7 protein-coding genes are annotated in these 13,457 nt (G+C 48.8%); all 7 read right to left on the reverse strand.

The genetic code is table 11. The features are described 5' to 3' along the window. Window positions 1-2 precede the first annotated feature (2 nt). Window positions 3-2,417 (reverse strand): glycoside hydrolase family 127 protein, encoded by a 2,415-nt coding sequence (locus tag B5Z18_RS04505; protein WP_079468192.1) that lies wholly within the window; start codon window positions 2,415-2,417, stop codon window positions 3-5. Window positions 2,418-2,777: 360 nt separating this feature from the next. Further along, window positions 2,778-5,030, reverse strand: coding sequence for a putative Ig domain-containing protein (locus B5Z18_RS04510; protein ID WP_079468193.1), 2,253 nt, complete (start codon window positions 5,028-5,030; stop codon window positions 2,778-2,780). 7 nt (window positions 5,031-5,037) lie between these two features. Beyond that, a complete protein-coding gene (locus B5Z18_RS04515; RefSeq protein ID WP_079468194.1) occupies window positions 5,038-5,997 on the reverse strand; it encodes a DUF5007 domain-containing protein in 960 nt (319 codons plus the stop codon). A 13-nt stretch (window positions 5,998-6,010) separates the two neighbouring features. Further along, complete coding sequence (locus tag B5Z18_RS04520) at window positions 6,011-6,682, reverse strand: fasciclin domain-containing protein (protein ID WP_079468195.1); 672 nt, start codon at window positions 6,680-6,682, stop codon at window positions 6,011-6,013. A 21-nt stretch (window positions 6,683-6,703) separates the two neighbouring features. Continuing rightward, window positions 6,704-8,275, reverse strand: coding sequence for a RagB/SusD family nutrient uptake outer membrane protein (locus B5Z18_RS04525; RefSeq protein ID WP_079468196.1), 1,572 nt, complete (start codon window positions 8,273-8,275; stop codon window positions 6,704-6,706). Window positions 8,276-8,294: 19 nt separating this feature from the next. Further along, complete coding sequence (locus B5Z18_RS04530; RefSeq protein WP_079468197.1) at window positions 8,295-11,480, reverse strand: SusC/RagA family TonB-linked outer membrane protein; 3,186 nt, start codon at window positions 11,478-11,480, stop codon at window positions 8,295-8,297. 252 nt (window positions 11,481-11,732) lie between these two features. After that, complete coding sequence (locus B5Z18_RS04535) at window positions 11,733-13,454, reverse strand: DUF885 family protein (protein ID WP_235015873.1); 1,722 nt, start codon at window positions 13,452-13,454, stop codon at window positions 11,733-11,735. Window positions 13,455-13,457 lie beyond the last annotated feature (3 nt).

Genomic DNA, 13,457 nt, shown 5'->3' on the forward strand with positions numbered 1-13,457 from the left:
CATTATTCAACTATCCATTCGTGTATCCCGGCGGCATTATCTGCCGGCAGTTGTATTTCCAGTTTTAAAGCGGTGGTGGTAACCGGCTCAAAAGTGATCACGTTATACTTGTCTTTTTCTACAGTATAAGGTGCTTTCGCATTTACCGGTTTCCACTCCCCTCCCTGTTTGTAATACAGCTTCCAGGCAGCGGGTACTCTGCAGCCGCCAAAAGGACCATCGTCGTACCAGTATACTTTGGAGCTGCTTACAGTATGACTGCTATCAAACGTATACTGTACCCATTCTGTGGTGCCTTTGGCAGGCCACCAATGCAGGTAAAGGGCGCTGTTATCTTTTGAGTCTTTCGGTTCATACTGATCATTCAGGGCCATATACATGCGCTGATTTTTTACAGAAGCCGTTACTTTACTTTTAGAAGCGATGGTGGGTGCAGGTTTTGGACGGGCAGCCGAAGCTTCAAACGGAATCCATACCGTCATTTCAGCGGGACCTCTATTGGCCCAGGAAAAATAGGGTATAGCCGTTACCGTTTGACTGCTTCTAATCAGCGAGTCAGAATTCAGTTGACGGCTGGCAGAATTACCGGGCATTTGCAGGGTCATTACCCCGCTGAGCAGATCCGGACGATATACAGGAGAAACCACCGCCTGTTTATCCACCACGATATTTTGCACGGTGGCGTCTTTATTATCCGGTCCCTCCAGGCAATACATGATAGGTCCGCGTTCCAGCGCAAAGCGGGAGTGGTCGTCCTTTACCGCAGCGGCAGCCAGGATCTTTCTTACTTCCATCGGGAAATCCAGTGTCACCTTATCCCCTTTCTTCCACGAACGGTTAATAACAGCATAGCCTTTTTCCGTCGTATAGGCAACGGGGTTACCATTGAGCAGGATGGGAATTTTTACGGCTGAACTGTCTTCTTCAAAATACAGGTTTCCCGGTACCGGCCTGTTTTCCGCCCAGCCCGGAATACGTACCCGGAGCGTGAAGGTAGTAGGTTTGGCAGTATTAATCGTGATTTCGTCTTTTCCATTCCAGGGATAATCCGTTTGCTGAACGATATTTACTTTACCGGCTTTCAGCTGGATGGTAGCGGAGTCGCCCACGAAAAGATTCACGTACAGGTCATTGTCTTTCTGTGCATATACATACCCCGGCATGGAAGGCAGGAAGCGGGTCATATTGGAAATGCAGCATGCGCATCCAAACCAGGCGCTTCGCTGGTGCTGCCCCATAGAGGCCAGTGGGTTGGGATAAAAGAAGCGGTCACCGCTGATGGATACCCCGGAGAGTAAACCATTGTACAGCGTACGTTCCAGCACATCAATATATTTTGCATCGCCGTGCAGCAGGAACATACGGCTGTTCCAGTATACGTTAGCAATGGCAGCGCAGGTTTCCGCGTAGGCCGACATGTTCGGCAATTCATACGCAGCTCCGAATGCCTCTCCTGCACCGGTGGCGCCAATGCCGCCGGTGATATAAAGTTTCCGGTCCACCACATCATCCCAGATATCATCAATGGCTGTCAGGTATTTTCGGTCGCCGGTTAAAGCGGCCACATCGGCCATACCGGTGTACATATAAGTAGCGCGTACGGCATGCCCTACGGCTTCGTGCTGGTCTGTTACCTTCTTGTGCGACTGGCTATACTCCTGGCTGTAGTGGGTACCCGGACCACGAACGTCCAGGAAAAATTTGGCCAGGTCGAGATAGGACTTGTTGCCCGTTACCCGGTACAGGCGCGTGAGCCCTGTTTCCACGATCTGGTGACCGGGGAATTTTTCTTCCTTGCCCCAGCCGAAATCCCGCACCAAAAGATCGGCGTTACGGATGGCAATATTCAGCAGCGTTTTTTTACCCGTGGCCTGGTAATGCGCTACCGCCGCTTCAAACAGGTGACCGGAATTATACAGTTCATGGCTCAGGTCTTCTTCCTTCTCCCATCTTTTACTGCCAATCCATTCATGTGGCTTTGCTGCTTTCACCGTGCGGAAGGTATAGAGATATCCATCTTTCTCCTGGGCGGCGCCGATAATGCTGATCAGTGTATCCAGGTACTTTTCCAGACCAGGATTGGGCTGCATCTGCAATCCGTAGGAAGCCCCTTCAATTACCTTATACAGATCAGTATCATCAAAGGTGTATTCGGTGAGTTTATCACCCGGTATCTTACCTGCCGCACGTAAAAAGTTATCGATGCGGCCTGTCTTTCTACATTGCTCCAGTGTATACGGAATCGTCACACTCGCATTGGTCCTTATCTTCGGCGCCCAGAAATTATCATTCACCCGCACCTGTGTAAAAGCCACCGGTTTAATCGGATAATCTTTCTGTAACTGCGCCTGCACTGTAATGTTGGCCATCAGCATACCGGCGCCGGCCAGCGCCGCCTTTCCCCAAAATGATCTCATACCTTTTATCTTTATAGTCTTACAATATAATATTTTATAATTGTCTAGATAACAATTATGTCTAATACAGGGTGCATACAGGGGCCAGGTAACAGCCACCTGCCGGGAAATAAATAGTTATTCATAACACTAGTTGGATTTACGGTGGACAAGGATGCCGGTTGAATATAATTGTCATAATGACATTTAAAAGTATTGATAAAAAAAGAGGAATACTACGTAGATATTAACGAGTATTCCCAACATTTTGTCAATCCCCGAAACCTTGTCCTGTAGCGAAGTTTCCTGCAATCGATTACTACAGGCATCAGGATAATTTTGTTGTCAATCTTACGGCGCATAGCATCCCATCAGCATTTATTATTCACTGCAGCGGAGCAGCACTACCCCATGCGGAGGAACATCCACGGTGTAAGCAACAGGTATAACACCGAGGTCGCGCTGGGTCCATACATTCCTTACCCGTGGCTTCGCAGACAGGTTAATGTCTTTCCACGGTACCGTAAGATGCCGGTATTGCCGGTCTTTATTAAAGATGCCTATCGCCTTACTTCCATCAGCCAGGGGTTTCACCCACACTTCGTAGTGCGCCGTGGCAATACGCCGTCCGGCAGCTACCCCCAGCGTATCCTGGTCGATGGCCAGCACTTCGTCATTGGTGAGCAGGTTAAGCGTAAAAGTATCTATCCTGCTGATGTCGCACCCGATAAGCAACGGGGCCGCGAGCAGGCTCCACAGGCTCACATGCGTATATTGCTCGTCCGGCGTAAGCCGCGTGGGATGCAGATTTTCGCCCCAACCCACCTGTCCTACAATCATCATATCCGGATCATTCCAGTTACCTGGACGGGCGTACTTCTCAAGTGGATATTGCCCGAAGCCGATGCCAGCCATGCTTTCCCAGGTATCATCAATATCTTCTGTGGTGCGCCAGGTTTGTGCATCTACCTGCGGTCCCCATTTCCACACTTCTCTCAGTCCATACTGGCAAAGGTTATACACGATATCACGGGGATACTTCCGGATGGCTTGCTGCATAACCCGGAACGGATGAATGAATGTTTCCAGGCTGGTGTCCGCAGGCATTACCTGGTCGTAACTGCACCAGTCGTATTTAAGATAATCAATTCCCCAGTTTGCATAGGTAGCAGCGTCCTTCTCCTCATTCCGGTAAGAACCCAGGAATCCGCCACAGGTAAGCGGACCCGGAGAAGAATACATTCCAAATTTCAGTCCGCGGCTGTGCAGCCAGTCGCCCAGTCCTTTCATATCGGGAAACTTTCCGTTAGGAAGGATACTGCTGTCAGCTGCACGCTGGGGTTGCTGCCAGCCATCATCAACATTAATATAATTCCAGCCATGATCTGCCAGGCCTTTGTCCAGCAGTGCCTGTGCAGAGCTTTTCACTTTATCCTCACTTACGCTGAGGCCCCAGCAATTCCAGCTGTTCCATCCCATTGGCGGCGTTAAGGCAATAGTGCCACCCGCTTTCAGCAACAGCGACTGTGCAGCTACACCGAGTACGTTAGTCACGGTAACTCCTATACGATAATTACCGGCCTGTTTTATCACGCCGGTAATTACCCCATTGGTACTATCAATCATTAAACCTTCCGGCAACCCGGATGCGTGGTAATGCAACGGGGCCGTTCCGGTGGCGGCCACTTTGAAGATCACGGGCGTACCCGGACTAACGCCATACACCGGGGCACTGTTGATCCGTGGTGCAGGTGCAGGCGCCGGTGTTTGAAGATAGGGTACCTCCAGCTCTCCCTTCAGCTGATGCCCGGTAGCCGTTTCCGTGAAACAATAACGTAAACGGATACCCGCTCTGTGAGGCGCCTCCATGATAAACGCCCCTTTTGATTCCGGCGTAAGTATCATGGTCTGCATATGACTCGATATCTTCTTTCCAGCCGCTAAGTCAAATATATCACTGCGGAGTGTACCCTTTACCGTAGTATTGAACAAATTAGTGAGCCGTACAGGTAACGCAGTCTTCTTATCACTGAAAATGATCTGATCTTCCGGCAGCGTTAACCGGATACCATCTATTTTCCGGAGCAGATCCACATAAGGGGTACCCATAAAAATACCGCCGGTACCGCCGCCATCAAACACTCTTACGGCTATCACATTTTCTGCATCCCAGCGGATAGCTTTATCTGCAGCGGGAATATGATACTCCCGGATGTATGGCCACTTACTAACGTAGCCGCCTATATCATGTGGGAAGCTCCCGGTTTGCCCTATCCGTACGCCATTCAGCCAGGTTTCATCTACATCATTTACATGCGCGAGGTAAATACGCAACGAGTCTTTCCAGGCTGCCTGTTGTTTCAGGCTGCGGGGAATAACCACTTTCATACGGTACCAGCCATACCCGTGATAGTCCGGAAAGCCCTGCGACTGCCACACTTCACCGGCCTTTATACGTTTCCAGTGCTGATCGCTATAACCCGGCGACGCCCATTGCAGGGAGTCGCCTGTTGTAAACGCAGCTTCTTTCAATATCAGTGCATCGGGATGCTGGGCCATCGCCGGCAAAGCAAAGCAAATCATTAATACTACATACCATCCATGCTTCATACATCCGGTCATCGCATCTTTCATTTGTCGTTTATAACTTCGTCACATTTGGCAATCGCACTATCACTTCATAACTGCCTTCAAATAATATCTGGAAACCAAACCGCGGGTTGGCCGACCAGGCTTTGGGTGCAGCGCCGTCCATTTTAATAAACCACGCGGGAATACGGTAATAGATCAGGTAATTGACATAACCGGGGATCAGCTTCGCCGGATAAGGAGCAATGGCATAATCTGTGATCAATGCAGTATCCGTTACCACTACCGGGTTAAATCTTGCATAGGAAGCAAAAGACGGCCGGTCGCCACGGGTAATCACCTCCCCCTTCTTAGGGTTAAACAGTTTCCCGTTCTTATCCATGATCTTCAACATCACTTTGGTACCGGAAGTGGATATACGTTTTAACTCCATCGTGCCTTTCATCTCGCCGGGAAAAGTATTGGTAACAGAATCGTACCCGGGAATCACCGGTATTTCCGTCATACGGATATACTCAGGATCTTCAATATGCAGGCGGGCGATGTTTTTATACACCTTACTTCCGTTAACATTGGTTGCTTTCACATCAAATTCATACACCCCATTAGGAATGTTAGCAGAAGGCGATTTAAACAGGAACCCGCCATTCACCGGGTTAAACTCAAAAGGCAACTCCTGCAAACTGTCCTGCTTTGCGCGCAACTCAGCAATTGTGGTATCGGTATCCGGGTCAAAAGACATTTTATCTTTAAATACCCATACCGGGTATTTGGTGGTAAACGCGGCTGGTAACTTCCCTCCTCCTACCGGCCGTATATCCAGCATTTCAAATGTTACCGGTGGCGTGGATCCATCGAATAAAATGCCGGGATAACGGGCCGTAATTCCTTTCGGAATAAATATCTCCGGACTTTTGTAACGGATACCATCGCTCAGAAAACCTTCTTCCACTTTGGTACATGCAGCATTCATCAATACAAATGCGATGATGGCGAATAAGATATATTTCATAGTCATCTTATTTTTAGTTTTCCCTGTAAATGTAAAATCCCATGTTGGCGTTGGCCTCCAATACATGCACCATACCAGTAGCAGTACGTACTTCAGAAGTTTGCACATACGCATAAAAATCCGGTTCCCTGTTCTCCGTGCCATCCGGTACATCTTCATCTGCCAGTCCGAATACCCGTCGTATCTGTATCCTGTTGGTAGTAGACCGGATACCACTTACATCGATATAATACTTTTCCAGCAGCAAGAAATAATTCCCTTCGCTGTTGATGTTGGTAAAACTCTTCTTCGTATAGCTCATGGCTTTCTTATCAATTACACCTTTGAATATATGCCGCCGCAGGTAAAACTTAATACTGTCGGTCGTCAAACTATCCAATGTAAATTTGATGTTTTCGTTGTTATACTTCCGTTGTAACGCGCGTGTTTGCTGCGCCAGGAAATTGGCTACACCGGAATTTGTGGGCGAAAAGAAAGTAATATCCCCGTTGATCTCGTCTTTCATTCCTGCGCGGTCTATCAGCATTACCACGGTATCCAGCACTTTACTTTCTTTCAGGAAATCGTAGGTCGGCATCTTCCTGATCCTTTCCAGGTTGGTATTGCCTTCATCAACCAGGTAGTTATCTTTTTTACACGCTGCCAGGATCAGCAGTGATCCGAGTAGCAGATGAATGATCTTCATGATAAATAATTTGGATAAAAATTAAATTTTACCTGCCCAGTATTTATTCTGCACCAGCAACCTGTTGTTGTTGAACAGTGCTGGGTCCAGCGGCATAAGGAAGCCTTCCTGGTTGTACCTGGCGGGCGTAAGCCAGGGCACCACCGACCGTTTCATCCTTACATCATCGAAATAAAGCTGGCCTTCCATAAACAGTTCGCGCGAACGCTCTGTCATGATTTCATCCATCAGGCTGTTGTAAGTGAGCGGCGATTCGCTTACGTACAGCGCTGAGTCCATCTGCGGCTGGTTGCGCGAGCGGCGGAAACTCCGTAGCTGTGAGTAGGCTTGTCCCAATTCTCCTTTGTAGACGGCGATTTCCATGCGGTTCAGCAATACATCTGCATACCGGATCAGGGAAACATTGTTATCCAGGTAAGGTTCCGCCTGTTGATTTGGATTGTTGTAGATGATGTTACTGTATTTTGTTAAGATGGGTTGGGAGCCGTCCGCATCGTAGAGAAACAAACTTCTTCGTATATCCGTATTAGGTAGCGTGTCTTCCGGATTAGGTCCCGTTTGGATAATGCGCGGGTACAGGTTATTAACAAAGCTGTTACCCAGCAACAGGGGGCTCCAGTCTGTTTTTGCCAGTACCGGGATCCTCAGAAACTTCATGGGCATCAGGTTGTTTGAACCCTCGTTATAGGCATAGCGCGTATATAATTCAAAGATACTTTCGCGGGTGTTGCCGGTAAATACCTTTGCATACTGGATACTGTCCACCTTCCCACCGGGAGCCGGCAAACCGTACAACCCGCTGCCTATAATGCTTTCCACCAGCGCAGAAGCTTTTGCTACATCTGCCATATCCGGCGTAGCTTCAAATACGGGCTTTTTAATTACGCAGGCGCGCCACAGGTATACCTGTGATTGCAGCGCCATCACCGCCGCTTTATTAGGAACGGTCCCCCTGTTGGCTTCCACTTCATAAGTCATATCCAGGCAGTTAGCTGCCGAGTCGAGATCGTTCAGGATCTGTTGTACTACTATATTTTTATCTGTACGCGCCAGCGGTTTATTCGCAATAGGATCAGGGTCCGGTGTTAATACCAGCGGCACATCACCAAAAGTGCGAAGCAGCTGAAAGTACACATAGGAGCGGATAAAAAGAGTTTGCCCGGCAATGTTCTTCCGGCCTTTTTCCGGATCATCTGCAAAGGTATCGTCCGGTACCAGCGGCAGCTTTTCCAATATCAGGTTTGTTTGCAGAATGGTGCTGTAAAACCTCGACCAGTTGCGGAAAACATCCAGGTAGTTCATTTCAAACTTCCCCACCTGTATGTTCCAGTCGGAATTGGAAAAATAAGGTCCGCTCCTGATGATGATAAACTGGTCTCCCAGCGTCATATCGCCCAGGTTATGGAAGTAATCCTGGTCGAGCATATTGGAGCGCAGCGAAGCGTATGCGCCTGCCAACGCCTTCTTCATATCATTCTCCGACTTCCAGAATTTCTCCTCGTAAGTAGTATCCTTTGGCTCCTGGTTCAGCATTTTCTTACACCCCGATAAAAATGCTGCCACTATAATGATGATAATTAAAGTCCGTTTCATAAAAAGTGTTTAGCTGTTTTTAAAATCCTACATCGATGCCCAGTGTATACTTATGCGGGCTCGGATAGCCGACACCGTTATACTCCCCGTAAGGATTCACATTTTCCGCATCCGGCAATCTTTTGGATGCCTGGAACATGTATACATTGTCCATCAGGCCATAAAACCGCAGACGGTTCAGATGCAGTGGTTTCAGGGCCTTTTCTTTGAGGGTATAGCCAAATGATACGTTCTTGATCCTGAAATAATCCCCTTTCTCCAGGAAGAAGGTTTGATCTGCACGGTAATAATAACGGTAAGTACCAATATCCATTCTTGCATACTGGGCCTTATCACCCGGCTTGCGCCAGATATTCATAGACGAAAGGTCTGATACTGCATACTTGGAGAATTCATTACCTGAACCATCCCAGCCATAGCGGCCATAGGTGTCGGATTCATACAGGTTTAGCACATCTCTTTTAAACGTGAAGGTGCAAAGGAATCCAAAAGTGAAATTCTTCCAGTAAAAGTTTTGTGTGATACCGCCAGTGAGGAAAGGGTTAGGATTTCCGTAAGGAATTTTATCGCCGGTGATGCCGCCATTAAAGGCATCAATAATACCATCGCCATCCAGGTCAGCAAAAATAAACTCGCCGGCCCTGAAAGGGTTATTGGAAGCAGGATCATTCACGGCTCCTACCTGGAATTTCTTACCGGTGTATTTATCCGTTGGTACATCATCATCGGTAGCATATACACCCAATGTTTTCAACAGGTAAAAAGTATTCACCGCTTTTCCGCGTGTAAGGATATGCGTGGTATTAAACAGGTTACCAAAAGTAAGATCCCTGTTATTATTTGGCATACTTACCACCAGGTTCTGGTTCATGCTTACATTCCACATAATTTCCCAACGCAGCGCACTTTTCTCCGGCATTACATTCCTGAACTGGAAATTGATATCAATACCGGAATTGCGTAATTGTGCGCCGTTTGTTTTAGCAGTGGCGATACCAGTAGTGCTCTGCAGGTTCATATCAATGAGTCCTGCTTTACTGTTCTTCACATATACATCGGCGCTGAAATAATATTTACCGTTCATCAGCTCTGCTTCTATCCCACCGTTCCAGCTGGCGGTTTTCTCCCAGCTGATATCTTTCTGCGCTACGCCACCAGAGCCAAATTGCGGGGTAATGGTTACTGCGCCGTTGTAAGTATTGGGATTTAATCCGCTGCCGTTATACCCGGCGGCGCCTACGTTATAAAGACTGTACTGCAAATAGTAATCGCCGGGCAGGTTACCCAGCACACCATAACTACCGCGCAGTTTCAGCATGGACAGCCAGCTGGAATAACGGCGCATAAAAGGTTCATTGCTGATCATCCAGCCTGCAGAGATAGCAGGAAAGTATCCCCACTTATTATCCGGTCCGAAGCTGGAAGCAGCATCACCACGCAGGGATGCAGAGAAGAGATAGGTACTTTTATAATCGTAGTTCACCCTTGAAAACAGGGAGAGAATACCAAAGGCGGCGTAGGAAGAACTGCCGTACAGATAAGGCCCCTGCGGGAAACCATTCACCACCTGGATCTGATCACTGGCGCCACGGTCGCCCCGCGCATAGGTGTTCTGATAAGTGCTGTACTGCACCTCCTGCCCTACGATGGCGTTGATGGTATGTTCTTTTCCTTTTCCGAATACAGCGTTCCAGTTCAGGTCATTGGAGGTAGTGTAGCTTTGTTGCAGCCCGCTGCTGGATGAAGCAGAGTTGCCGAGGTCAGCGTTCAGTTCACCGGGTACTGATACATCACGGCGGCTCATCACCATAGATACGGAGTTACGGGAGCGGAACGACAACTGGCTGGATAACCGCAGCTGTACAGAGATATCGCCATTCACCTGGTTATCGGTATTGATATCCATGTTACTGGAATATCGCCCTAACACACGCTGCAAGCTGTTCTCGTCCGGTGCAAACAGGGAGGAAGGCATGCTTTGTCCCACAGCGCCAAAGAGGTCGGCGCTGCCGGAACCGCGTCCTCTCTCCATGCGGGCCAGCCTGATATTAGGTACTACTTCCAACGCGCCGTTTTTTGTACGTATAGAGGAGGAATAGTTGAGCGTATAGCGTTTAAACCCGGAGGCTTTCACAATTCCATCTTCCATATATAACCCGGCCGACAGGCGGTAGGTGTTATACTCCGTTCCCCCGTACACGTTAAAGTCCACATTCCGTACCAGTCCATTGCGGTAGAACAGGCGTTGCCAGTCGGTAGATTTATTCAGGTCAGGGTTCAGACTGTCCGTCATGATGAGGTTCTTATGCGTCAGCCTGTCGTAGTTGCCTTCAAACGCATCATCATACAGGCGGATCTTTTCGCGGCGTTCTGCTGCGCCCACCAGTACCTGGCGGAGTTTAGGGATCTGCGTTAAACCGCCATAGGCCGATACGCTGAAGCGTGGCGCACCGGTGCGGGCGCGTTTTGTTTTGATAATGATCACCCCATTGGCGCCGCGGGAGCCATACACAGCGGCGGCGGCGGCATCTTTCAGTACATCCACCGACTCAATTTCATTGGGGTTCAAACCGGCGATGTTATTGGTACCGGTACCGATGTCCGGCCCTACCATATCATCATTGAACTGCGGTACATCATCAATCACATACAGCGGTTTGTTTAATATTTTATACTGATTGCTTTGGTAAGAAGTGCCGATAGCGGTATTACCTCTCACGGAGATGGTGGGTGCAGCGCCAGGTTCCCCGGTGAAATTCTGCACATTTACGCCGGCCATACGCCCCTGCAGGAGTTGTTCAAAACTACCGGCGGGAATGTTTTCAATGTCTTTTCCTTTGATACTGGAAACCGCCGCAGTGGCTTTGCGCCGGTTCACTGTCTGGTAGCCGATTACCACTACATCACCCAATGCGCCGCTCTGTGCGGTGAGCACTACGTTAAGATGCGTGCGGCCTTTTAATTTCTGTTCCTGTTTGAGATAACCAATAAAACTGAACTCCAAAGTGGCATCAGGTGGCGCCGACAGGGAAAACTCTCCCTTATCATCCGTGACCACCCCCTGGGAATTCCCTTTAATTTTGACCGAGGCGCCCGGCAGAGGCCCGCTTCTTTCATCTGTAATTTTGCCGCTGACTTTTACGTTCTGGGCAACAGATGGTAAGACCGCCAGTAAGGCGATAAAGGCCATGACAATTTTTTGCATGGGATTAGGTTTAAGCGATGTTGAAAAATTCTGGTTGATATACGATGTTACAGGTCCGCACACGGTGCGTCTACAAAATATTAAACTTTATTCCGGTTGATTTATTTTAATTGTATTGTTGACAATTGTTATTACAAATCTATCTAAAAGGACCGGATATTACTTCCCGGAAATTAACTGATAGGTTGCTGATTTTAACAGGTAGGGAGGGAAAAGGGTAACGTCTCCCACACGGAGACGTTACCACTAAGATTATAATTTATAAAAGCGCCAGCTGGACGTAAAATCCTTTGGCACCGGCTTATTCAACAAGATGGCCCGGAGCATTTCAATGGGCATCATATTCTCCCGGAGCACGGCATCATGATATTGTTTAAACGACATTTTACCACTGTCAACCAGTTCTTTCTTCAGGGCTTCAAACTGCAATCCGCCGATCATGTAAGCAATCTGGTACAAAGGGCTGTAACCACCCACGAAAGAACGGCGCACTTCTCCTTCTGCATTCGCCCGTTCGTGTCCTACGCGGTCTACGAGGAAGTCGATACATTGCTGTGGCGTCCATTTGCCGGTATGATAGTTAATAGAGAAGATGATGCGCGCGCAACGGTGCTTACGCCAGAACAACATACCAACACGGTCTTCCGGCGACTTTGCAAATCCCTGGTCCCATAGCAACCGTTCCCAGTAAAGCGCCCATCCTTCAATCCAGAAAGGCGTTTCAAAGTGACGGTACGTTTTATAGCGGTTCTGCATAAATTCCTGGAGAGCATGTCCTGCCAGCAGCTCGTGGTGAACGGTGGCACGGGAAAAGTGCGGGTTGTTGCCACGCATACTCATCATTTTATCTTCATGGCTCATGCTGCTAACGGGATAGGATACACTAAATTCTTCGCCGCCGGTGAAGAATGGGTTCACCAGCTGCCGCTCCGGTGTCATCATGATCATACGCCAGGTTTCCTCTGCGAGAGGCGGCAGGGTTATCAGGTCATGTTGCTTTATAAAATCCACGGACTCGTTGTAGAGCTTCATCATTGCAGCAGGTTGATCTGCCGGGGGCACGTAACTGTTCTTTACTTTTTCCATTGCTGCCTTCCAGTCTGTTCCCAGTCCCATTTCGCGGGTGGCTTTTTCCATTTCCGCGTCGCACCAGGCAAATTCCTTATTGGCAATAGCCAGTAATTCTTCCGGTGTGTAGGGAATCATTTCTTCCTGCAATCCTTTTATCAGCGCGGTTCTTCCGATAGGGTGACCGGCAATGCCGCTGCCGTCTTCCGGCATGCGGGCAGTACTTTTCTCCTTGTTGTTAAAAGCAGTGCTGTAGGTTTTCAGGAGACTGTCCACCTGTCTATATGGAGCGGGCACCCACCAGGAAAACAGCGGATCGTATCCGTTATAAAAAGTAAATACATTGCCCAGTGCTTCCCGTAAACCTCTCACCGTAGAAATGCTGCGGCGAATCTCCGGCAGGGTGAGTGAGCTGTCGTTTTCCAGTTGTTGTCTTTTTTTGATGATTTCCTTTGCCGTTTCGCTCAGCTGGGCGGCCAGTGCGGCTGCATCCGGCTTCTCTCCGCGGCGGCGATGTTGTTCTGCCTGGTAGATCTTATCTGCAAAGGGAAACCATTTTTTCACCTGTGCGCTTTCCTGTTGTGCGAGCAACAGCTCCTCCAATGTCTGTGAAAGCCGGCGTTTAAAAAGCGTGTAATCTACCTGTGCGCCTACATTCAGCGCGGCATACTTCAGTTGTTCCAGCCGTTGCTGATAGCTCTTTACCAGGGTGGCCATGCGGGTGAGTCCTTCCGGTGAGCTGTCTACAAAGTAAAACCGGCGCAGGTTACCGGCGTCCGCTTCGTATTGCACCATGATGTTATTCACTTCGCTGGTCTGGAGATACAGGTCATTATCCGCAGATTGGGCGGAAGTTGTTGCCTGCTGCAACAGCACGCAGGCAAGGAGCATGTATAATTTCTTCAAAAG

Source organism: Chitinophaga ginsengisegetis, from assembly GCF_900168065.1.
GTDB classification, from domain to species: domain Bacteria; phylum Bacteroidota; class Bacteroidia; order Chitinophagales; family Chitinophagaceae; genus Chitinophaga; species Chitinophaga ginsengisegetis.